The sequence below is a fragment of the Buttiauxella sp. AC038 genome, assembly GCF_979253565.1.
The window spans coordinates 914,119-936,236 of sequence record NZ_CEEDCQ010000001.1 but is presented as its reverse complement, the minus strand read 5'-3'; the positions used below and the strand labels follow the sequence as shown (position 1 = coordinate 936,236).

Annotated in this window: 19 protein-coding genes and 1 pseudogene; 11 read left to right on the top strand and 9 right to left on the bottom strand. The window is 50.0% G+C overall.

The genetic code is table 11. From position 1 onward, the window contains the following. Positions 1 to 98 precede the first annotated feature (98 nt). The 9 genes from recC to rppH all read right to left on the bottom strand — a co-directional run bounded on the left by recC (position 99) and on the right by rppH (position 10,238). The gene (gene recC, locus AC0IXI_RS04380) at positions 99 to 3,473 is read right to left on the bottom strand and encodes an exodeoxyribonuclease V subunit gamma (RefSeq protein ID WP_471681976.1); all 3,375 of its coding nucleotides are present in this window, start codon (positions 3,471 to 3,473) and stop codon (positions 99 to 101) included. A 7-nt stretch (positions 3,474 to 3,480) separates the two neighbouring features. Next, positions 3,481 to 3,822 carry a prepilin-type N-terminal cleavage/methylation domain-containing protein gene (locus tag AC0IXI_RS04375; protein WP_064513419.1) on the bottom strand — a complete coding sequence of 114 codons (342 nt, stop codon included), beginning with the start codon at positions 3,820 to 3,822 and terminating at the stop codon, positions 3,481 to 3,483. Then, on the bottom strand, positions 3,804 to 4,238 hold the full coding sequence (locus AC0IXI_RS04370; protein ID WP_064513421.1) for a DUF2509 family protein: 435 nt from the start codon (positions 4,236 to 4,238) through the stop codon (positions 3,804 to 3,806). The genes AC0IXI_RS04375 and AC0IXI_RS04370 overlap by 19 nt, the downstream gene beginning before the upstream one ends. After that, positions 4,235 to 4,795 (bottom strand): prepilin peptidase-dependent protein, encoded by a 561-nt coding sequence (locus AC0IXI_RS04365; protein ID WP_134184480.1) that lies wholly within the window; start codon positions 4,793 to 4,795, stop codon positions 4,235 to 4,237. The genes AC0IXI_RS04370 and AC0IXI_RS04365 overlap by 4 nt, the downstream gene beginning before the upstream one ends. Beyond that, a complete protein-coding gene (locus AC0IXI_RS04360) occupies positions 4,786 to 5,259 on the bottom strand; it encodes a prepilin peptidase-dependent protein (RefSeq protein WP_064513425.1) in 474 nt (157 codons plus the stop codon). The genes AC0IXI_RS04365 and AC0IXI_RS04360 overlap by 10 nt, the downstream gene beginning before the upstream one ends. A 184-nt stretch (positions 5,260 to 5,443) precedes the next feature. After that, complete coding sequence (gene thyA / locus AC0IXI_RS04355) at positions 5,444 to 6,238, bottom strand: thymidylate synthase (protein ID WP_471681975.1); 795 nt, start codon at positions 6,236 to 6,238, stop codon at positions 5,444 to 5,446. A gap of 6 nt (positions 6,239 to 6,244) precedes the next feature. Next, positions 6,245 to 7,120 (bottom strand): prolipoprotein diacylglyceryl transferase, encoded by an 876-nt coding sequence (gene lgt, locus AC0IXI_RS04350; RefSeq protein WP_064513429.1) that lies wholly within the window; start codon positions 7,118 to 7,120, stop codon positions 6,245 to 6,247. Positions 7,121 to 7,448: 328 nt separating this feature from the next. Continuing rightward, on the bottom strand, positions 7,449 to 9,695 hold the full coding sequence (ptsP, locus tag AC0IXI_RS04345) for a phosphoenolpyruvate--protein phosphotransferase (RefSeq protein WP_471681974.1): 2,247 nt from the start codon (positions 9,693 to 9,695) through the stop codon (positions 7,449 to 7,451). A 12-nt stretch (positions 9,696 to 9,707) separates the two neighbouring features. Next, positions 9,708 to 10,238 (bottom strand): RNA pyrophosphohydrolase, encoded by a 531-nt coding sequence (rppH, locus tag AC0IXI_RS04340; RefSeq protein ID WP_034457550.1) that lies wholly within the window; start codon positions 10,236 to 10,238, stop codon positions 9,708 to 9,710. A 685-nt stretch (positions 10,239 to 10,923) separates the two neighbouring features. Here rppH and mutH point away from each other — a divergent pair. From mutH to AC0IXI_RS04285, 11 genes and pseudogenes are all read left to right on the top strand, one after another. Beyond that, positions 10,924 to 11,610 carry a DNA mismatch repair endonuclease MutH gene (gene mutH, locus AC0IXI_RS04335; protein WP_064513434.1) on the top strand — a complete coding sequence of 229 codons (687 nt, stop codon included), beginning with the start codon at positions 10,924 to 10,926 and terminating at the stop codon, positions 11,608 to 11,610. A 75-nt stretch (positions 11,611 to 11,685) separates the two neighbouring features. Then, a complete protein-coding gene (locus tag AC0IXI_RS04330; RefSeq protein ID WP_134184490.1) occupies positions 11,686 to 12,399 on the top strand; it encodes a TerC family protein in 714 nt (237 codons plus the stop codon). A 126-nt stretch (positions 12,400 to 12,525) separates the two neighbouring features. Next, a complete protein-coding gene (locus AC0IXI_RS04325) occupies positions 12,526 to 12,744 on the top strand; it encodes a YgdI/YgdR family lipoprotein (protein ID WP_034457556.1) in 219 nt (72 codons plus the stop codon). Positions 12,745 to 13,138: 394 nt separating this feature from the next. Beyond that, positions 13,139 to 14,179 (top strand): NADP(H)-dependent aldo-keto reductase, encoded by a 1,041-nt coding sequence (locus tag AC0IXI_RS04320; protein WP_471681973.1) that lies wholly within the window; start codon positions 13,139 to 13,141, stop codon positions 14,177 to 14,179. 298 nt (positions 14,180 to 14,477) lie between these two features. Continuing rightward, positions 14,478 to 17,252, top strand: a complete 2,775-nt coding sequence (locus AC0IXI_RS04315; protein ID WP_471681972.1) for a sigma 54-interacting transcriptional regulator — start codon at positions 14,478 to 14,480, stop codon at positions 17,250 to 17,252. Between the two features lie 103 nt (positions 17,253 to 17,355). Then, positions 17,356 to 17,778, top strand: coding sequence for a PTS sugar transporter subunit IIA (locus AC0IXI_RS04310; RefSeq protein WP_314142437.1), 423 nt, complete (start codon positions 17,356 to 17,358; stop codon positions 17,776 to 17,778). A gap of 15 nt (positions 17,779 to 17,793) precedes the next feature. Then, positions 17,794 to 18,267: a PTS sugar transporter subunit IIB gene (locus tag AC0IXI_RS04305; protein ID WP_413499299.1), complete on the top strand. Its 474-nt coding sequence runs from the start codon at positions 17,794 to 17,796 to the stop codon at positions 18,265 to 18,267. A 13-nt stretch (positions 18,268 to 18,280) separates the two neighbouring features. After that, a pseudogene (locus AC0IXI_RS04300) lies at positions 18,281 to 19,058 on the top strand (PTS mannose/fructose/sorbose/N-acetylgalactosamine transporter subunit IIC). Continuing rightward, positions 19,036 to 19,884, top strand: a complete 849-nt coding sequence (locus tag AC0IXI_RS04295) for a PTS system mannose/fructose/sorbose family transporter subunit IID (protein ID WP_413499301.1) — start codon at positions 19,036 to 19,038, stop codon at positions 19,882 to 19,884. The pseudogene AC0IXI_RS04300 and the gene AC0IXI_RS04295 overlap by 23 nt, the downstream one beginning before the upstream one ends. Before the next feature lie 7 nt (positions 19,885 to 19,891). After that, entirely contained in the window at positions 19,892 to 20,956 is a 1,065-nt protein-coding gene (locus AC0IXI_RS04290) for an SIS domain-containing protein (RefSeq protein WP_413499302.1), read from the top strand. A gap of 21 nt (positions 20,957 to 20,977) precedes the next feature. Further along, positions 20,978 to 21,988, top strand: coding sequence for an SIS domain-containing protein (locus AC0IXI_RS04285; protein WP_413499303.1), 1,011 nt, complete (start codon positions 20,978 to 20,980; stop codon positions 21,986 to 21,988). The last annotated feature ends 130 nt before the right edge of the window (positions 21,989 to 22,118 follow it).

Sequence of the window (22,118 nt, the reverse complement as noted above, 5' to 3'; positions counted from 1 at the left end):
AACAATCTGCAATTTTAGTTGTTTCTTTTTTCGCCAACCCTGAGCAAGTAGCGCATCATAGATGAACCCGCCGGGTTGTGCAATTTTTATACAGCCATTTAAGCTTTATTGAAACGAAACAGCGGCAGTAAGTAGCGCTCTGCCTCTCTTATAATCGCCTCGTAGTAATCAGGCTCAAGCGTACGATATAGGCGTTGTAACCACATATCGGCCCCCTCACCTTCAACTCTCTGATTCCCTTCCCAGGCCGCCAACAGTTTACTTTTGGCTTTCTGTTGCGTTTGATCATCCCATAAAATGGCATCATTTGCGGGTTCATAACAGGCTTTTATCCATGCTCCACCACTCATGGGAAGCAATAAGAGCGGTTGTACCAATCCTTTCCGATAACCATCAATAAGTTGCTGGAGATAGCTTTTTGCCTGGGTCACATCAAGTGCAGGGAATTTCCACTCTGTTGAATCCCGTCCGTACAGTCGGCTTTCGCCATCGCCTCCCAATGCACACCAGACAACATGTTCAATCCATAGCTGCAGACCGTGTGCCGGATTGAGGATGGAAGGACGCCAGCGTAATAAGCCATCAGCCTGCACATCCGACAACCAACCTTCAAGCCTTGTTCCGTCTAAATCTAGCGAGACCTCCAGGCTGTTACCGTTTTGCCGTTCGGCTCTCACTTTTTGCGCCAGTTCAGCCATTTCTGTTAACTGGGTTTCCCATAAAATCTCACCGAAAGCTCCATACGGCAACGAGCCTGCCGCACGGTAGCGGCGGAATAGTTGCTGTGTGTCACCTTCCTGAACCAAAGTATTGAGCAGTTCCTGATTCATCTGGAAACGCTCCAGACTATCTAATGTGAACGGCTCGGCATCGGGTAAATCGCTCTCTTCAAGTCGAAAATGGATACCCAGACGCATCTGGAAAAACGCTCGTACAGGATGACGCCAGAAACGCTGTAATTGGTCGAGCGTAATGACTTCCTGGCTCTCTTCTTGTAATGGTTGAATAAATGCCACCTGGGCATGGCCCTGCTCACTTGCAGCTGGCAGCCATTCGTTGGCATAGCTTTGTACTAACGCTCCTGGCAAAAAATTACCAGCCTCAAAAGGAGTGCGAAAATGCCGCTGGACCAGATGCTTTTTCACAAGCTCACTACTTTCATCACAGGTGAGTTCCGTATCCTGTGGCAAGCAATGACTTTGCGCGATGTAGTCCAATAATTCGTCAACCAGCACTGAAGGGTAGCGTTGGCTGTTGTCCTGAATAGACCGCCCGATATAGCTGATATAAAAACGTAATTGCGCCGAATTGAGGGCTTCAAGAAATAAGTAACGGTCATCGTCTCTGCGGCTACGGTCACCACGTTGCGGCTTCTGGCTCATTAGATCAAACCCAAGTGGCGCCAGCGTGCGCGGATAAACGCCATCATTCATACCAAGCAAGCACACAACTTTGAAAGGAATGGAACGCATCGGCATCAGGGTACAGAAGTTTATTGGCCCGGCCAGGAAACGTTGACTGATACGTTCCTGATCGAGGCGCTGGGCCAGCTCGTCACGTAATAACGTCAGCGAGATATGCTCCTGGTAACGCGACTCAAGACCATATTTAATGATCTCTTGCCACTGCTGTTCAATCAACGCCAACGCACCTTCTGTTTCAGTATCAGGCAAGAAGAAACTCGATAACATGTCGCGGCAGACTGTTGTCCATTCGGCTAATGGCCGAGCTACAGAGAGCTCTCTACGCCAGATGTTCAACTGCATTAATAATTCAGCCAGTTGCCCGACAAGTTCAGCAATTAAACCGCTCGACTCATCGTAAGGGAGAATTGACTGCCATTCACCCGCCTGGCTATCCATTGCATAACCCAACAGCATACGCGTGAGACCAAAGCGCCAAGTGTGCTGCCCGGTTGCGGGAAGATCCAATTCACGCACATTGTCGTCGTCAATTCCCCAACGGATCCCAGATTCATTGACCCATTGGCGCAAATAGCGCAGCCCTTCTTCGTTAATTGAGAAGCGAGCAGCCAGTGCGGGAACCTCAAGCAGCGCAAGAACATCCTGTGCTGCGAAACGGCTATCAGGAAGGGAAAGTAGAGAAATAAACGCCTGCAGAGCCGGGTGAGCCTGCCTGGCGCGACGGTCAGAAATAGCAAAGGGTAAGCGGCGCTCACCAACAGCATTACCAAATACTGCCTGGATAAATGGGCTGTAGCTATCGATATCGGCCACCATCACGATAATGTCTCGTGGTGTTAGCGACGGATCAGCATCCAGCATCGCAAGCAGTTGATCGTGCAGCACTTCGACTTCACGCTGAGGACTGTGACATTCATGGAATGTCACTGATTGATCATTAAGGGCAAGAAGGCGTTTCTTATGGCTATGTTCAAACTCTTCTTCGGTTAATCCGGTGACAGCATTGTTTTGCAGCTCCAGCAAATCGTACTGCACATTGCGCAGCACGTTGTCAGGCTCAATATCGACAAATACATCAATCTCTTCAAAACGCTGTAATTCAGCTAACAAGTACGTGTAATCACGCCCCAACTTCCCCCATGAGGCCAGTAGTGGGTTGCCAATATCTTGCTCACCATCATCGTTGAACAATGCTGAGGCGGTGTCGCAATCTTTAAACAGTGGCAGCGTGATGTCTCGCTGCGCGTGGCTACGACGTCGACGGCTGATCAAACGTGCAAGATAAGCGGGGTCTTTAATATCGCCCCAGTAGTAGCGGCAAGGGTTGGTAAACAGCAAATGCACGTCAATGTGCTTACCAAGTGCCTGTAGCGCCTGAAGGTAAACCGGTGGCAATGCCGAAATACCACAAATAAATACACGCGCTGGTAAGCCCGGCGGGCATTCACTGCTTTTTTCCAGAGTATCAATGAAACGTTGATAGAGATTTGCACGGTGCCATTCCGGCTGTTCAAGTTCTTGCGTATGCCGTACCAACGCAGCCCACAGCGGGGCCTGCCACAATTGGGCTTCACCCACATTGTCTGCGAGTTCACCTTTTTCCCACAGGCTTAACCATGAAGGCCGATAAACTAAATATTGGTCATAGAGGTCAGCAATTCTTGAGGCTAACTGGGAGAGTTTTCGCCCATTATCATCTTCTTCAAGATACTGACTCAGCAGTGAAAATTCAGGCTGCTCCAGCATCGTGGGGATGAGCGTCATCAATTTCCAGCTCATGCTTTGCTTGTTGAAAGCACTTTGCTCAGGAATGTCTGGTAACACACGGACAAACATATCCCAGATGAAACTGGCTGGAAGCGGGAAGCTAATGTTCGCTGCGATACCAAATTTTTGTGCCAACGTCATTTGTAGCCACTGAGCCATACCGGTGCTTTGCACCAATACCACTTCAGGCTGGAAAGGGTCCGGCAACGGTTGCCTTTCCACAATAAATTCCATAATTGCTTCCAGCACATCCAGCCGGTTGGAATGGTAAACACGCAACATAGAATCGCTACTCCTGACTTTTCTCTTTTTGCGGGCAATGTAGCCGCGATAGCTGCCCGGTTCGCCCGCCAGGGCTAATAATAGTAACGGCGATGCTGACACATCCCGCCGCTGATGTCTGCTGTCGACTGACTTTCCATCCATCTGTTGGCAATGGCACATCAGGCTCGCTCATTTCTACGGCTAAACGCCATAGCTGGCGAGAATGCCATTGCGACTGAAAACCTTGTTGTAATACCCGGTAATACCCCAGCAGAGCCAGCATCACCACTGAAAATAGTGCCATAGCACACAACACTTCTATCAGGCTAAATCCGCGCTCTAACGATTTTACTGTGGTAACTGACATCTGGGCACCTCAGCTAAAGGGCAAAAATCCAGCCAGCCATGAGGGGTCGATAACCAATGTGAATTATCTACAACACCCCATCGCCACAGTGTCAGTGGCAATTGCGCCCCTGAATAAGTCCCACGCACCGCCATCAGCACCTCATTTCTCTCGACCAATAAGACGCAGGCTTTCCAGCCTTTTTCTATTTCTTGCTGGCACTGCCAGGTTTGCTGAGGTTGCCAGGTTAACTGACTTCCCCAGGCTTGAGCAGAAATGGCAGCAGCATATTGCTTAAGAAAACCCACTTCGCTGGCGACTAAGTGACGCTGGTGACTTAACTGTCGTTGTAATCCACCTAGCATTAATAACCCCAGCGCAAACAACAGCAGCACGAACCCGAGGGTAATATTTCCCCGCTCAGGATGCCCACTCACAAGTTATATCCCACTACGGTATGGCGCAAAGACACCAGGTTTTGGCCTTTTTTGAAAGCCGCTTCCAGTTCAATTATTAACAGCGGAGGCATTGAGTGACGAGCCTGGCGGGTCACCGAGAATTTCTGTATAGCCATTATTGCTGGATCGGATACTTTCTCCCAGCCACTCCCTTCACAACTGGTAGCTCCGCGCATAAATTCCAGATTGCTACCGTTTAGTCGATAGCCTGCCAATTCAGTCTCGGCATGGCTGGAGGGCTCCCAGCGCCCATTACTATTGCTATCCCATTGCAACAAAACACATCCGCCCTCTTTGCGCAGTATCAACCCATCTCCCTGGCAGCTTCCGTGACAGTAGCCTGCTCTTTGCAACTGTTTCCCCAAACTGAACGCCAACTGCCAGAGTGACTCTTGTAGGCTTTCTTTTTGATATTGCTGCAATACTGCTTGTTGCAGAGCTGGAAATAACCGTCCTGCACCTAGCAAAACAATACTACTTAATGCCATTGCAATGAGCGTTTCCAGTAAGGTGAATCCCTGCTGATTTAGCTGCATTTGTTGCTCCCTATAACCTCGCAGACACGAACTCTTCCCTGAGCCGATAGAACAACCCGCCATTTGCCAGCCAAGCTTTGCAACATGATATGTCCAGGCCAGGCGGTATTTCTCAATCCATAAAACCCCATACCTGGCGTTATCTCAGTGATATCAACATCAGTAAAAGGCTGGATCAATCGCCAGCGTTTGTCAGAATGACATTCACTGTCCTCCACCAACTTACTAGTAAGACACCACATTTTTTCTGTTCGCTTCACGACTAACAGATGGTCTCGGTTATGCCAGTTAGCATCACTTCGTAGTTGTTCAAGCAAATTGCGGACATGTTGGGTGGTTATCCACAGCCGTTGCTGTTGCTGCCACTGTTGCCAGCCAAACACACCACCTGCGCCAAGTACCGCAACAATGATCATTACCACCATCATTTCTATCAGGCTAAAGCCTTGTTGTTTTGTTTTCATGGCGGCAGTGTGCCAGCCGAAAAATTCTTCGCCACAGCCAAAGAACTATTTTTCGGGGTGACTCGAAGGATAGTTTTACTGTTTCATTAGGTTGCAAAAGTGCTGGAAAGAGGCTCGCAAAGACGAAATTCAGGCAAAAAAAACCGGCGCACAAATGGCACCGGTTATGGCAGGCTGTCGGTCGTCAGATAGCGACTGGCGCTTTGATCGCAGGGTGCGGATCGTAGCCTTCGATCTCGAAATCTTCGAAATGGTAATCGAACAGTGATTCAGGTTTACGCTTGATCACCAGTTTTGGCAGGGCACGTGGCTCACGCGTTAGCTGCAAACGAGTTTGTTCGAGGTGGTTGCTGTACAAGTGGGTATCACCACCGGTCCAGACAAAGTCCCCCACTTCCAGGTCGCACTGCTGCGCCATCATATGCACCAGTAACGCATAGCTGGCGATATTAAATGGCAGACCAAGGAAGATGTCGCATGAGCGCTGGTAGAGTTGGCAGGAAAGTTTTCCGTCAGCCACATAGAACTGGAAGAACGCATGGCATGGAGCCAGGGCCATTTTATCCAGCTCACCCACATTCCACGCCGAAACGATAATACGGCGCGAGTCCGGGTCATTTTTAAGCTGGTTAATCACGGTTGTTAACTGGTCAATATGGCGGCCATCTGGCGTTGCCCAAGAGCGCCACTGCTTGCCATACACTGGGCCAAGGTCGCCATTTTCATCTGCCCATTCATCCCAGATAGAGACGTTATTTTCATGCAGATAAGCAACGTTAGTGTCACCTTTCAGGAACCATAACAGTTCATGAATAATGGAGCGTAGATGGCAGCGTTTAGTGGTAACCAGCGGGAAACCATCTTGTAAATTGAAGCGCATCTGATGACCGAAAATCGACAGCGTACCGGTGCCAGTGCGGTCATCTTTTGGAGTGCCGTTTTCCAGCACATGTTTCATCAAATCAAGATACTGTTGCATGTTTCCTCACGAAAGCTGTTGCTGCGGACGACGACGATACGCCCAAACCATCATTACCACACCGGCGACAATCATCGGAATCGAGAGGATTTGCCCCATGCTGATGTACTGCACCCACGCACCGGTAAACTGCGCATCCGGCTGGCGGAAGAATTCAACGATAATGCGGAAAGCACCATAGCCAATCAGGAATAGGCCGGATACAGCCCCCATTGGGCGCGGTTTACGGATGAAGATGTTAAGAATGATGAACAGCACGATACCTTCCAAAACCATCTCGTAAAGCTGAGAAGGATGACGTGGTAAGACACCGTAGGTATTAAACAGCGACTGCCATTCAGGGTGAGTCGCCAGCAGGCCAATATCTTCACTGCGGGAGCCCGGGAACAGCATCGCCCACTGGAAGTTAGGATCAACACGGCCCCACAGTTCACCATTGATGAAGTTGCCCAAGCGGCCTGCGCCCAAACCAAATGGGATCAATGGTGCAATAAAATCAGCAACCTGGAAGAATGAGCGGCGAGTACGGCGCGCAAACCAAATCATCACGCAGATAACACCAACCAGTCCGCCATGGAAGGACATACCGCCATCCCAGACTTTAAACAGGTACAGTGGGTCAGCAAGGAAGGATGGCAGGTTGTAGAAGAAAACATAACCAAGGCGTCCGCCGAGGAATACCCCAAGGAAGCCAGCATAAAGCAGGTTTTCGACTTCGTCTTTCGTCCAACCGCTACCTGGCTTATTGGCGCGACGACCTGCAAGCCACATAGCAAACACGAAACCAACCAGGTACATCACTCCGTACCAGTGCAAAGAGACTGGCCCGACGGAAAAAATCACCGGGTCAAATTCAGGGAAATGCAGATAGCCACTATTCATCTGTCACCACAAACCATTGTTACCCCACCGAAAGTCGACGATGGGTTGCAAGTACGCATCTGTGCGGATGCGCTCCGAAAGCAGCGGATCATAGCACAAAGGGCTCAAGGGTTAAGTCCGTTAAGCTGGTGAAGTTGTAAAAGATATGTAATGCCAGATGGGGAGGGTGAACAGTCCGCCGGCTTAGTACCTATTCCAGTAGGCGTTATTGTTGCAGGCATTTTGGACACGGACAGCGCGCCACAACCAGAGCGTACATGTAGTACGTGAGGATTGTGAACACTGCCCGGGTTCAAAATACAAATAAAATAGCCTGATGGGCCAGAAATTAGCGCCCGCCGCGAATCAACCCGCCCATACCCCGGCGTTCCATGAAGGAAGCTACCTGGTGGCGCACTTCTGTCGATAATTGAGCCTCCAGGCTACGCTGCGCAAGCTGCTGTGTCTCTTCCAGGCTAATGTGACGCAACAGATATTTGACGCGAGCCACCGAGCGGCCGTTCATCGACAAATGGCGATAACCCATACCAACCAACAGAGCCACGCACATCGGGTCACCCGCCATTTCACCACATAAACATAGGTCAATACCGTTACGTTCCGCCTCTTTCGCAATGTGGCTCAACGCACGGATCATTGCCGGGTGAAGGCTGTCATACAGGCTTGCAACGCGAGTGTTATTGCGATCGACGGCCAGCAAGTATTGCGTCAGGTCGTTGGTGCCCACAGAGATAAAATCAACCCGACTGGCAAGGTGCCCCATCATAAATACCATCGAAGGGACTTCAACCATCACGCCAATACGCGGCTTAGGTAGCTCATAACCCAGTACTTCTTCTACTTCACGCCCGGCTCGATCAATCAGGCGGCGTGCCTCATCAATCTCGTCGATGCTAGTGATCATCGGTAGCAGAATGCTCAGGTTGCCAGTGGCAGCGTTAGCACGCAGCATGGCCCGCACCTGCACGAGGAAAATCTCGGGTTGGTCAAGCGTGATACGAATACCTCGCCAGCCCAGACACGGGTTTTCTTCACTAATTGGCATATACGGCAGTTGTTTATCGGCACCGACATCAAGCGTACGCAGCGTGACCGGCTTTTCGTTAAACATCTGCAACATGCCCTGATACTGGGCGACCTGCTCTTCTTCCGATGGGAAGCCGCTTTGCAGCATGAAGGGGATTTCGGTGCGATAAAGCCCGATACCATCAATCCGGCTGCCAAGCAGTTGTTCATGTTCCGGGCTAAGACCCGCATTCAACATTACCTGAACGCGTTCGCCGCTTTTCAATGCCGCTGGCTGATCAACGTCGCCTTCAACCAGGCGGGTGAGTTCGTTTTCTTCAGTGATGAGCCGCTGGTATTCCTGCAACAGCACGGTTTCAGGATCAACCAGCAGTTCACCGCGGTAGCCATCGACAACTAACGTGCGGCGATGCAGCACTGAAGGCTGAATATCAGCCCCCATGACGGTTGGAATACCCAACGCCCGCACCATGATTGCAGCATGCGAGTTCGCAGCACCATCGCGCACAACAACACCAACCAGGCGGTTTTGCGGCAACTCAGCGAGCGTGGTTGCAGATAGCTCATCAGCCACCAGCACAAAGCGTTCAGGCCATGTATTTGGGCTCTGAATGTTGTCATCAAGATGGAATAGCAGACGTTGACCGAGCGTGCGGAGATCGCCCGCTCGTTCTTTTAGGTAGCTGTCGCTGAGGCTTGCGAATTGCTCCGCAAATTTTTCGATGACGGTTTTAACTGCCCATTCTGCCACCGACCCTTTATCCACCTCTTCGAATAGTTCACGACGAAGTCGGGCATCGGTAAGAAGATGAGAATAGAGGTCAAAGATGGCCGCAGTTTCTTTCTGAGCCCCCGCTGCAAAGCGTTTGCTATAGCGACGAAATTCGTTAGAAGCCTCTTCAAGAGCAGCAGTTAGACGTTCACGCTCAAGTGTCGTATCGAGTGTAGATGCCTCAGACACTTGCTCCATTAACGGAAGTGTTGAATCCATCCAACCTTCGGCAATCGCCACACCTGGAGATGCAGGCAACGCACGAATACGCGTTTGGCGATATTGACCAAATAAGGCAGCTAGCTGTGATTGAGAGAGGATTGCCGCCATTTGTGTGGCGAGCGTGACGAGGAAAGACTCCTCGCTTTCATCATATTGCCGGTGCTCCCGTTGTTGTACTACCAACACACCCAGCAACTGGCGACGCTGGATGATAGGAACACCCAGGAAGGCGCGAAAACGTTCTTCTTTTACTGCAGGAACATATTTAAAACTTGGGTGCTTCTGCGCATCCGCAAGGTTTATCGGCTCTGCAAGACGCCCAACCAGTCCGACAATGCCTTCATCAAATGCGAGTGTAATGGTGCGACCACGTGGCTTTTTAAGGCCACGTGTTGCCATCAGATAAAAGCAGCGCCTGTCATGATCTGCGAGATAAACCGAGCATACCTCGGTATCCATCGCAAGGCAGATGTCTGTAACCAAAATATCCAGCGCCTCATTGAGGCGCGGGGCACTGGCAACCTTCTCGACTATTTCTCGCAGACGGGTGAGCATTTTTCGCGTGACTTAACCTCTTTTACGTCGCCATGCAGGCGCGTTATTACGTGGTGGCGCAACTTCCTGTAGCGGCATTACGACGCTGGCAAACTCTTTCATCACCCGACGATAAACATCGCGTTTAAAGGAGACAACCTGACGAACCGGATACCAATAACTAACCCAACGCCAACCATCAAACTCTGGGGTACTACTGGTTTGCATATTGATATCGTTATCGCTGCTGATCAACTGCAAGAGAAACCATTTTTGTTTCTGGCCGATACAAACCGGCTTTGTGTCCCAACGCACCAAACGTTTAGGTAACTTGTAACGTAACCAGTTTCGGGTCGAGGCGAGTATTCGGACATCTTTTCGCTGTAAACCCACTTCCTCGAAAAGTTCCCGGTACATTGCCTGTTCCGGGGATTCGCCAGGATTGATGCCACCTTGCGGAAACTGCCAGGAATGTTGACCAAAACGCCTGGCCCACATTACTTGACCCTGCCGATTACAGATTACGATACCAACATTCGGGCGGTAGCCATCATCATCGATCACCGGACTACCTCAAAACAAACTTAGATTAGGGCGATTGTTTCATACAAGCGCTAGACGGTAAACCACTGTGTAACGCTTCTCAGAAGGAATAACATTTGAATAACTCACAAAATATGACCGAGTTATAAACATTAACGTGGATGGGCCTCGCAGTTTATTCACTTTTTCTGTGGATATAACTGTGAAGAACTACCTTATACACTCGGGACAACTTAGGATAACTCCTGAAGCTCGTTAAAAAGATGAAATAAAATATTCAATATATTCAGTGCAATAAAGATAGAATGAATAACTCTCAGCTCAGTAATGTGACGATCATCACACACTAAGATCTCACGCTGATGAAAGATCGACCAATGACGTTTTTATCCACAGATTGTGCCAACAAGTTAGTCACATTCTGTCGAAAAATTGGGTTTCACCCCCAGTCAAGGCTGTAAATCGAACCAGTAGTGAGCTTTTTTATCACTTATCCCATTTTTCTGTGGATAACCCGGTGTAAGATCCTGTTCACTCCCGGTGACCAGAATGGGAAAAGGTTTTTGAAGAAATGATAAGTGAAAATTTTAGGCGATAAAAATGATGCAAAATCAGTATATTGTTATTCTTATCCCCGAGACGCTAAACTATTTCCACGTTGTGGGTAAACCGCGTTCACTTTTTGACCAACCAGTAACAAGACATCATGCAAACACTCAATCCCTTAGTTAACCCTCCAGAAAACGAACAGATTTTACTGACACAAGCTCAGAGGCTGGCAGGTTATACGCTAGGTGAACTGGCAGCTCTAGCCAGATTGCCGATCCCAAAGGATCTAAAGCGTGACAAAGGTTGGATCGGTGTTTTACTTGAACTATGGTTGGGTGCCAGTGCCGGTAGCAAACCTGAACAAGATTTCGCAGCATTAGGAATTGAGCTGAAAACCATCCCTGTGGATAGATTTGGCCGCCCGTTGGAAACTACTTTTGTTTGCGTGGCCCCGCTCACCGGCAACACCGGGGTGACGTGGGAAACCAGCCATGTGCGCCACAAATTAAAACGGGTGCTGTGGGTTCCGGTTGAAGGAGAGCGGCAAATCCCCCTTGCTGAGCGGCATATTGGCACCCCTTTGCTGTGGGCTCCTTCCGAAGAGGAAGAGCAGCAGTTGCGTCAGGATTGGGAAGAATTAATGGATTTGATTGTGCTCGGCCAGGTTGAGCGCATCACAGCACGCCACGGAGAAGTGCTGCAGTTACGCCCCAAAGCCGCCAACAGCAAAGCGCTAACCAATGCATTCGGTGCAGATGGCGCGCCAATTCTTACGCTCCCGCGCGGTTTTTATCTGAAAAAGAACTTTACCGCCTCTTTACTGGCTAATCATTTCTCGTTGTAGATTCATTTAACTTGCACCCTGTTCCTGGCTGGCGTTTATAATTGGCGTTTTATATTTTCAGGCAGGATTTGTTTAATGTTGTTTGCATGGATTACCGACCCTAACGCGTGGATGGCGCTGGGCACCCTGACGATTCTGGAAATCGTACTGGGTATCGACAATATCATCTTCCTTTCACTTGTCGTGGCGAAGCTGCCCAAAGCACAACAAGCCAAAGCCCGCCGCCTGGGACTGGGTGCTGCGATGATTATGCGTCTGGTGTTACTGGCGTCTATCGCCTGGATGACGCACTTAATTCACCCCCTATTTTCCTTGATGGGCCATGCGTTCTCGGCACGAGACCTTATTTTGACATTAGGTGGCGTGTTCTTAATCTGGAAAGCGAGTAAAGAGATTCACGAGTCCATTGAAGGCGAAGAGGAAGGAATTAAAACCAACGTTCACTCCTTCTTTGGCGCAATCGTGCAGATAATGCTGCTGGATATTATCTTCAGTCTGGATTCAGTCATTACAGCCGTTGGCCTGTCCGATCATCTGTTTATTATGATGGCAGCCGTGGTGATTGCCGTAATGGTGATGATGTTTGCTGCAAAATCGATTGGTGATTTTGTGGAACGCCACCCTTCGGTGAAAATGCTGGCGCTGTCTTTCTTGTTGCTGGTCGGTTTTACTCTGATTCTGGAAGGCTTCGATATTCATGTGCCGAAAGGTTACATCTACTTTGCGATGTTCTTCTCAATAGCTGTAGAAACGCTGAATCTTATTCGCAACAAAAAGAACCCGCTTTAGTCGTCTCAGGGGAAGCATTTTCGCTTCCCCGCTGTTTTTTTTAAGAATTTACTGCTTACTTTTAACGGTTGCCCGAGTTATTACTAGACTGTATATGTCATTCCACACCACACGAGGCGAATAACAATGAAAAAATGGGCAGTTATAATTTCCGCTGTCGGTCTGGCATTTGCGGTTTCAGGTTGTAGCAGCGATTACGTGATGGCAACCAAAGATGGCCGTATGATCTTGACTGATGGTAAACCGCAAGTCGATGACGACACCGGTCTGGTTAGCTATCGCGATCAGCAAGGCAATGAGATGCAGATTAATCGCGATGATGTTTCACAGATTATTGAACGCTAATTCCCCTTCATCTTTCAAGTTGCAGATGCGTTGGCTGCTCTCGCTCACCCGAATCACTTACTAGAGTAAGCTCATCGGGATTTTCTCGTTTGCCGCCTTCCTGCAGCTTGAAATATTTTGGGGATCATCAGATGATCAGCGCCTCGCTGGCCTGTAACACTTTTTCTTCACTTCCCCCTTCCGCTTTTCCCTTCCCTCTGCCATGTTTATACCCGTCATACTTCAAGCTGCATCATTGTTGGCTACGTTTATTCACCCGAATCACTTACTTATGTAAGCTCATTGGGATTAATTCACTTGCCGCCGCGATGCAGCTCGAATTATTTTGGGTATTAGTCTATTTTTTGTCGGGTGCTTGCCTGACGGATAAGACAGAAGAATAAGGAAAGCGGCTATGCACTATCACCGTATCCCCCATAGCTCTCTTGAAATAAGTACGCTAGGGCTGGGAACCATGACGTTTGGTGAGCAAAACAGCGAAGCCGATGCTCATGAACAACTCGATTACGCAATCAGCCAGGGTGTTAACCTGATTGATGTCGCAGAAATGTACCCTCTGCCACCTCGCCCGGAAACCCAAGGCTTAACAGAAACCTACGTCGGTAACTGGTTAAAGCAGCGCGCGAATCGCGAAAAACTGATTATCGCCACAAAAGTCAGTGGCCCAAGCCGTAACAACGATGCCGGCATCCGCCCAAATCAAATACTGGATCGCAGAAATATTCGTGATGCGTTAGATGCCAGCCTGAAGCGTTTGCAAACCGACTATATCGACCTTTATCAGGTCCACTGGCCACAACGTGCCACCAACTGCTTTGGCAAATTGGGGTATACGTGGACCGATAACGCCGTACCGGTCACCCTGCTTGAAACCCTGGAAGCACTAACTGAGTTCCAGCGTGCCGGGAAAATCCGCTATATCGGCGTCTCCAATGAAACGCCATGGGGCGTGATGCGTTATCTACAACTTGCTGAAAAGCATGATTTACCGCGCATTGTCACCATTCAGAACCCATACAGTCTGGTGAACCGCAGCTTTGAAGTGGGGCTGGCAGAAATTACTCAGCGCGAAGGTGTGGAGTTGCTGGCTTATTCCTGTCTGGCGTTCGGAACGCTGACCGGTAAATATCTCAACGGAGCTAAACCTGCTGGCGCTCGCAACACGCTGTTTAGCCGCTTCACTCGTTATAGCGGTGAACAGACTCAGCATGCGGTTGCCGCCTATGTTGATGTTGCTAAGCGACACAATCTTGACCCGGCCCAGATGGCTCTGGCTTTTGTTCGCCGTCAGCCGTTTGTCGCTAGCACGCTGTTAGGGGCCACCACACTTGAGCAGCTAAAAACTAACCTTGAGAGCCTACATCTGGACTTAAGTGAAGAGGTGATTGAAGAGCTGGAAGCGGTGAACCGCGTTTATACTTATCCTGCGCCTTAATATGTAAAACCCTCCCAGAATCTGTCTCTTATACAGATCTCTTTCGAGCAATTTGTGAGGATGAGATCTGTAAGCTGCACATTGGAAAAATGTATGCCATTTGCAGCCGAACTCAAAGATGAGACGAAAAGAATGCAAGATGTAAGAATGATCGCGGCATTGTCATATTGACGTAGCGTTGTCGGTGCGGCTTTTGTGTAGCCGCCCACAAAAGTAAAAATCCTCTTCCTTGCCGATCTCTGCCAAGACATTTTCACGGCATCATAGGAGCTTGCTTGCGGCTGTAAAGGAACGCCCGATGCGTAAAGATGATCTGCTCACTTTTCTGATTAATCAGACCGATTTTTTTGATCCTCACGAGATAAGTGAGACATTCACCACCAGCCACCTGGCGCAGCGCTTTGGTTTGCAGCGCAACACCGCCAGCCACTATCTCAACCAACTGGTCGCAGAGGGTGTGCTGATAAAGATCAATACCCGTCCCGTCTACTTTCTGCATAAAACGAGCTTTGAACAACAGTTTTATGCCCTGTCGTACAACGAGTTTACGAGCGTTGCTGAATTGCTTGCTGACGATAATGGTGAGCGTGAACAACGGGACCATTTTTCTCTGTTGATTGGCCATCAGGGCTCGCTGAAAAAACCTATCGAGCAGCTTAAAACCGCACTTTTTTATCCCGACAACGGACTGCCGTTGTTGATTACAGGCGATAGCGGCACGGGCAAAAGCTATATGGCCCAGTTGATGCACGAATACGCTATCACCCATGGCCTGATTAGTGCCAGTGCACCCTTTGTCACCTTTAACTGCGCCCAGTACGCCAGCAACCCAGAGCTGCTGGCCGCTAACCTGTTTGGTTATGTTAAAGGAGCCTTCACCGGAGCCAATAGTGATAAAACTGGGGCTTTCGAGGCGGCGGACGGCGGCATTTTATTTCTTGATGAGGTGCATCGTCTCCACGCCGAAGGCCAGGAGAAGCTCTTTACCTGGCTGGATAAGGGGGAAATATACCGCGTGGGAGAAACCGCCGGCGGCCATCGGGTTTCCGTGCGTCTGGTTTTCGCCACCACTGAAGATATCCACAGCACTTTTCTGACCACTTTTATTCGCCGTATCCCAATTCACGTGGCGCTGCCAGAGCTGGAAAGCCGCAGCCGAAAAGAGAAGGAAGCACTGATTCTGCAGTTCTTCTGGCTGGAGTCTAAAAAAGTTGGCCTTGGGCTGCGTATCAGTTCACGCCTGCTATCGGTACTGGCTCATTATGTGTTTCGCGGAAACGTCGGCGAGCTTAAAAACGTCATAAAGTACACTGTGGCTTCGTCGTTTGCCCGGCTGGAGGGAGGACAGACACTGAAGGTAACGATTCATGATCTACCGGAATCGGTGATGGCCCAATTCCCGGCGCTTAACGAAGCCATGACCGGGCAGCATGAAGATATTGAACTGGATGAAAACACCAGCCTGCCGTGGCTGCTCCATGCTCAGGATGCGGCGCGGGTGTTGATCCACGATGTACAACTCAACGTACTTACACTGTTTGAAAAGTACCGCAGCGTCCAACTGCAGTGGGAAGATGTTGAGCTGCGCATTGGCAACGAAATCGAAGCGCTTTTTGACCGGCTGATTTTTGATAATCAGGACCAGGCCTGCTCGCAGATGCTGTTGCTGATTACAAGTCAGGTGCGCGAAGAGTTTTATCGGCTGGAGAAAAGCTACAGTATCCAGTTCAACGGTAATTGCATCTACGCCCTCGGGCATTATCTGGTACACCGCTCAAACGTTGAGCCAGCACGCATTAATGCTGAACGGTGCAAACAGTTCGAACGTTTCTTAGAGCAAAAGTACCCGCTGCTGTATCTGTTCTGCGAGGAGGTATTGGCCTCACTCACCCGCCGGTTAGATCTACGTATCCAGGGAATGGATCGCATTTTGCTGCTGCTTTGGCTGAATAAAACCAGCGTGCAAATCAGCCAACTGGTGACCAAAGCAGTTATTCTCGCCCACGGCTACGCTACTGCGAGCAGCATAGCCAACGTAGCGAACCGGCTGTTAAAACAGACCGTCTATGAGTCCTTTGACATGCCGCTGGACGTCACACCCCAAGTCATTGCCCAGCAAGTAACAGAGTACGTGGAGCGTAATGCCCAAGCTAGCAGCCTGGTGATTCTTGTAGATATGGGATCGCTTAACGACATTCATCAGTACTTCAGCCACAAGGTCAGCATGCCGGTGACCATCATCAACAATGTCTCTACGCGCATGGCGCTCTATGTTGGAGAGCGGATTTTGCAGGGGGATTATCTGGAAACCATCGCCTGTGCCATTGCTAAGGATTTCCCGGTGGAGCACAAAACCATCTGGCCAGAACTGAACAAACCTAAGGCGATTATCACCACCTGCGCTACCGGTATAGGAGCCGCCAGCAATCTCTGCAGCCTGCTCAAAGCGAGCATCCCCCAAGAGTTGGGCATTGAAGTGGTAGCCTATGAGTACGAAACCCTGGCGCAGAATAAAAAGGGTGAACCAATCTTCTCCCGCTTCGACGTGCTGGCGCTAGTCGGCACCCTCGACCCGAGGATTGCAGATGTGCCATACATCTCGCTCGATACGCTGATTTCCGGCCAGGGCAACGAGGTGCTGTTGGCGCTGTTTGGCGACATCACCAGCCATGAGAATGTGATGCACATTAACGAATGCATCGTAAAAAACTTCTCTTTGCGGCGAGTGATTGAGTCGGTCACCATCCTCGATACCAGTAAGGTGATTAACCAGGTAGAACAGTTTCTGGCACGCTACCAACACCTTACCGCAATCACCTTGCCAAACGACCGCAAGGTTGCACTCTATATCCATGTAAGTTGCCTGATTGAACGACTCATCCGCCAGGCTGCTATCCAGAGCTATGCAGGGTGTCGCGGACAGTGTCAACGAAATCATCTCGCTGCGCTGCGGGAGGCCTTTAGTGTCATTGAGACCAGTTATAGTGTCAAAATCCCTGAAGCAGAGCTGTTTTATATCCACGACATTTTGCATGTAGAAACAGAATTTCTTCAATATGATCAAGAGTTTTAGTCGATCCCTCCCGTTGTAAGCCTTTCTCAACCGTCGTGCCACTGTTTCTGGCACGACGCTTGCAATTATCCTCTTAACAGGTGGAATCTATTTCGAGGTCAGGATGAAACGACACTATATTTTTGCCAGCCACGGAAACTTCGCGACAGGTATTCTCAATTCGGTTGAGCTAATTTTAGGGCGACAGGATAATATCCATACACTGTGTGCCTATATTAATGAAGGAGAAGACTTAATCGAGCAGGTGAATAACCTGATGGCTTCCTTTACACATGATGACGAGCTGATAGTATTAACCGATATATTTGCTGGTAGCGTAAATAATGAATTTGCTCGTTTTATTAAACGTCCTGGCTTTCATCTAATTGCCGGGCTTAATCTCCCACTGATTATCGACTTACTCATTTCCACGGTGGATGAAGATACTCCTTTGCTAATTAGTGAATCTCTGGCTAATGCCCGGCAGAGTATTCAGTACTGTAATCAAACGATTGATGCAGCTCTGGTTGCTGACAAAGACTTTTAACCGAGGACAATAAAAATGATTACGTTCCTACGTGTTGACCACCGCTTACTCCACGGGCAGGTGGCTTTCTCCTGGACCCAGTACGTTGGTGCTGACTGTATTTTAATTGCCAACGATGCGGTAATGGACGACGAACTGCGTAAGACCACCATCAAGCTTGCCAAACCGCCAGCGGTAAAGCTGGTACTAAAAAATATTGCCGATGCCATTGCGGCGATTAAAAGCGGCGTTACCGATAAATATAAATTATTTATCGTTGTGGAGTCCGTAGAGGATGCCTGGCGACTGGCCTGTGCAATTCCAGAAATAACAAGCATTAACTTAGGTGGTATTAAACCCAAAGAAGGAAGCCAGAATATTTCCAAAGCAATTAATGTCCGACCTGAGGAGATTAACTTGCTCAATGAACTAGTTAAAGCGGGTACGGAAATAGAAATCCGGCAGGTGCCTAACGACAGGAAAGTATTATTCGCCGAACGAATTAAATAGTGAGGGAAACATTATGGTAGAAGCACTATTACTCGGGCTGGTAGCCTTCATTGCCCAGTCCGAATATGCCTTAGGTACCTCGTTAATATCCCGTCCGATAGTGACTGGTTTGCTGACCGGGCTGGTATTAGGTGACATACAAACCGGCGTGATTATGGGAGCGACGCTTGAGTTGGCGTTTATCGGCTCGTTCTCTGTAGGCGCCTCTATTCCACCGGATGTCGTCACCGGCGGCATTCTCGGGGTGGCCTTTGCCATCACCTCCGGAGCAGGGACAGAAACCGCACTGTTGCTGGGGTTACCTATCGCCACCCTGACGCTGGTACTGAAAAATATCTATCTTGGGCTGTTTATCCCAAGCCTTAGCCAGAAGGCGGATGCCTATGCGGAGCAGGCAGACACACGAGGCATTGAACGCATGCATCTTATCGCTGGCTTTGGTCTGTCGTTGATGTTGGCAACCGTCGTCACCGTATCCTTTATGGTGGGCAGCGGTGCGGTGAAGAGCCTACTGGACGCTATTCCAGAGTTCATCAAGCACGGCCTGAGCGTGGCCACTGGCATTATTCCTGCGCTGGGCTTCGCCATGCTGGCTCGCCTACTGATTAACAAAAAGGTTGCGCCTTACTTCTTCCTGGGATTTGTGCTGATGGCCTACCTGAAAATCCCGGTGACTGGTATCGCCATTCTGGGAGCCATTACAGCCGTAGTGATGGTCAATGTAACGCAATTTAACCCCCCGCCCGTCCGCGGCACAAGGAGTTCAGCATGACGATGAAGATGATTTCTGAGGAAACGCAGGTGACGGAAGAACCCGCAGAGGGAATTACCAATAAAGAGCTGCGCAGCGTGTTCTGGCGTTCGTTCCAGATGGAGTTCTCCTGGAACTACGAGCGGCAGATGAACCTGGCGTTTGTCTACGCCATGATCCCGGTGCTGAAGAAACTCTACACCAGCAAAGAGGATCTGGCCTGCGCGCTCAAGCGCCACCTGGCATTCTTTAACACCACGCCGCACATTGTCACACTGATCCTCGGGATCACCGCGGCGATGGAGGAGAAGAACAGCAGCTCGAAGGGGATGGACGCCGCCTCCGTCGACAGTGTGAAAGCTTCGCTAATGGGGCCGCTGGCGGGGCTTGGGGACTCTTTCTTCTGGGGAACCCTGCGTCTGATAGCCACCGGCATCGGCACCAGCCTGGCGCTGAAGGGCAGTATCCTTGGGCCGATTCTGTTTCTGTTAGTGTTCAACATTCCTCATCTCGCGGTGCGCTATCTGTTCACCCGCTGGGGCTACGTGCTGGGCACCGGCGTGCTGCAGCGCATCCAGAAGAGCGGGATGATGGAGAATCTGACCTACGGCGCCTCGATCATCGGCCTGATGGTAGTAGGGGCAATGACCGCCTCGATGATCAATATCACCATACCCGTGAGCTTCGGCACCGGCGAGGCGAAAACCCAAGTACAGGACATCATCAACGACGTGATGCCTTCACTGTTACCGCTGCTGAGTTTCGGCATTGTCTACTGGCTGCTGGGCCGGAAGGTGAAACCACTAGCCATTCTTGGCGGCATGGCACTAGTGGGTATATTCGGCTCATGGATTGGTTTATTCTGAGGAGAAGATGATGGCAACCATGTTGGATTATATTGACCAGCAGTCGGAAACTCTGCAGGTTATATTACGAGAGTTCGAAGATAAGCTAGCCCCCCTAAGAAACCACCTTATTGGTAGAACAGTAAATAAAATAACGCTGCTCGCCACGGGCTCATCTTATAATTCGGCGTTATGCGCCAGATATTATTTTGAACAGCATTTTGGCATCCTGGTGGAAATTAAAGAGCCCTATAATTTCGTCCACTATGAGCGTGTCGACCCGGCCACAGATTTAGTGATTGCGATCTCCCAAAGCGGGAAAAGCGCCTCCACTCTTGAGGCTATGCAAAAAGTACAGGCGCTGGGCATTGCGGTATTCTGCCTGACCGCAAGCCCCTCAAGTCCAGCGGCAAAGCAGGCCGATGGCGTGCTCGATATCAATACCGGTATTGAAAGCGTTGGTTTCGTGACGCGTGGCTTCAGCGCCACGGTAATCAATCTGTTGCTAATTGCGCTTATCGTGGCGGAAAGCCAGGGGCAGTTAACCCCGGCAGAACGTACTACGACTCTGGCAGATTTGCAGCAGGCAGCACAGGCGATACCTGGCGTCATCAATAAGAGTAATGCTTTTTTCTGCCGTCACCGGGACCATCTGGCACAGGCCCGTCGCTTTGTTGCCATCGGTTACGGGGCGCTGGTCGGCGTGGCGAAGGAGTGCGAAACCAAGTTCACGGAAACCGTACGTCAGCCTTCCAGCGGTTTTGAGCTTGAAGCATATATGCACGGGCCGTACCTTGAGGCCAACCCGGATCACACGCTGTTCTTTATTGAAGACCACCCGCACCGGCGCAGCGCCGCGCTGCGGGACTATATGCGGCCCGCGCTGGGGGCAGCATTTACCGTCACTCTCGCTGCTGAAAATAACGAACCGGATACCCTTGGGCTGGATATTTCCTTAGCCCATAACTTTGCCCCTTTATTGCTAGTAATACCTTTTCAACTGCTGTCATTTCATATTTCGGCAGCGAAAGGCATAAATTTAAGCCTACGAATTTTTGATGATTTCGACAATGTGCTGAAGAGCAAAATTTAATTCCTGTTAAGGAGAATCACTATGTTAGGTTTTAATCAGGACGAGTATCTGACCAGTGCTCGCAATATTATCGCTGCGCGTAAAACAGCAGAGCAGGTGGCGGAGAATATCCATTCGGCGGGCTTTAGCAATATTTTCTTTGCTTCGGTAGGCGGCTCGCTGGCACCGATGATGGCCATGCAGGAGTTTGCCAAAGAGGTAACCGCGCTACCGGTCTACACCGAGCAGGCGGCGGAGCTACTGTGCAAGGGCAATAAAAAGCTTAATAAAGATTCTGTGGTGATCACCCTGTCAAAATCGGGGGATACCAAAGAATCCGTAGCTATCGCCCAGTGGTGCAAAGCGCAGGGTATTCGAGTGGTGGCTATCACGAAAAATGCAGATTCCCCACTCGCCGAGGCGGCAACCTGGCATATCCCCATGCAGCACAAGAATGGTGTGGAATATGAATACATGCTGCTTTACTGGTTGTTCTTCCGCATCGTCTCCCTGAACGGCGAGTTCAGCGGCTACGATCGTTTTGCCAGCCAGCTTGAGCTGCTACCGGAAAACCTGCTGCAGGCGAAGCGCAAGTTTAACGATCGAGCAGATGAAATCGCCAGCCGCTACCACAGCGCAGACTACATGATGTGGATCGGCGGCGCGGAGATGTGGGGCGAGGTGTATCTGTTCTCCATGTGCATCCTCGAAGAGATGCAGTGGAAACGCACTAAGGCTGTGAGTTCGGCAGAGTTTTTCCACGGCACTCTGGAATTGCTGGAAAAAGACGTGCCCTTATTTTTGGTGAAAGGAGAAGGCAAATGCCGCGAGCTTGATGACCGAGTTGAGACCTTTGCCGGAAAAATCACGGAAAACCTGGTAGTGATCGATCCACGCGAGTTCACTCTCACCGGTATAGACGACGAGTTCCGCTGGATTTTGGCACCATGCGTAGTTTCCACACTGCTGGTGGATCGGCTTGCCGCCCACTTTGAACACTACACCGGACACAGTCTGGATATTCGTCGTTATTACCGTCAGTTTGATTACTAGCGGGATAAAAATGTCGGGTGGCGACTTACCCCACCCGACTCAGGAAGTGCCGAGCCACAGACAACAATGTTAATCCTGACTCTGATTTTCTCCTTCTCCTGGCTATATATTAATCACCTATTTAAATAGG

What these genes read in the sequence shown, in the direction of transcription:
- recC (WP_471681976.1), bottom strand. Translation starts at nt 3,473, where the DNA reads ATGTTGCGTGTTTACCATTCCAACCGGCTGGATGTGCTGGAAGCAATT.
- AC0IXI_RS04375 (WP_064513419.1), bottom strand. Translation starts at nt 3,822, where the DNA reads ATGTCAGTTACCACAGTAAAATCGTTAGAGCGCGGATTTAGCCTGATA.
- AC0IXI_RS04365 (WP_134184480.1), bottom strand. Translation starts at nt 4,795, where the DNA reads ATGCAGCTAAATCAGCAGGGATTCACCTTACTGGAAACGCTCATTGCA.
- AC0IXI_RS04360 (WP_064513425.1), bottom strand. Translation starts at nt 5,259, where the DNA reads ATGAAAACAAAACAACAAGGCTTTAGCCTGATAGAAATGATGGTGGTA.
- thyA (WP_471681975.1), bottom strand. Translation starts at nt 6,238, where the DNA reads ATGCAACAGTATCTTGATTTGATGAAACATGTGCTGGAAAACGGCACT.
- lgt (WP_064513429.1), bottom strand. Translation starts at nt 7,120, where the DNA reads ATGAATAGTGGCTATCTGCATTTCCCTGAATTTGACCCGGTGATTTTT.
- ptsP (WP_471681974.1), bottom strand. Translation starts at nt 9,695, where the DNA reads ATGCTCACCCGTCTGCGAGAAATAGTCGAGAAGGTTGCCAGTGCCCCG.
- mutH (WP_064513434.1), top strand. Translation starts at nt 10,924, where the DNA reads ATGCAAACACTCAATCCCTTAGTTAACCCTCCAGAAAACGAACAGATT.
- AC0IXI_RS04330 (WP_134184490.1), top strand. Translation starts at nt 11,686, where the DNA reads ATGTTGTTTGCATGGATTACCGACCCTAACGCGTGGATGGCGCTGGGC.
- AC0IXI_RS04325 (WP_034457556.1), top strand. Translation starts at nt 12,526, where the DNA reads ATGAAAAAATGGGCAGTTATAATTTCCGCTGTCGGTCTGGCATTTGCG.
- AC0IXI_RS04320 (WP_471681973.1), top strand. Translation starts at nt 13,139, where the DNA reads ATGCACTATCACCGTATCCCCCATAGCTCTCTTGAAATAAGTACGCTA.
- AC0IXI_RS04315 (WP_471681972.1), top strand. Translation starts at nt 14,478, where the DNA reads ATGCGTAAAGATGATCTGCTCACTTTTCTGATTAATCAGACCGATTTT.
- AC0IXI_RS04310 (WP_314142437.1), top strand. Translation starts at nt 17,356, where the DNA reads ATGAAACGACACTATATTTTTGCCAGCCACGGAAACTTCGCGACAGGT.
- AC0IXI_RS04305 (WP_413499299.1), top strand. Translation starts at nt 17,794, where the DNA reads ATGATTACGTTCCTACGTGTTGACCACCGCTTACTCCACGGGCAGGTG.
- AC0IXI_RS04295 (WP_413499301.1), top strand. Translation starts at nt 19,036, where the DNA reads ATGACGATGAAGATGATTTCTGAGGAAACGCAGGTGACGGAAGAACCC.
- AC0IXI_RS04290 (WP_413499302.1), top strand. Translation starts at nt 19,892, where the DNA reads ATGATGGCAACCATGTTGGATTATATTGACCAGCAGTCGGAAACTCTG.
- AC0IXI_RS04285 (WP_413499303.1), top strand. Translation starts at nt 20,978, where the DNA reads ATGTTAGGTTTTAATCAGGACGAGTATCTGACCAGTGCTCGCAATATT.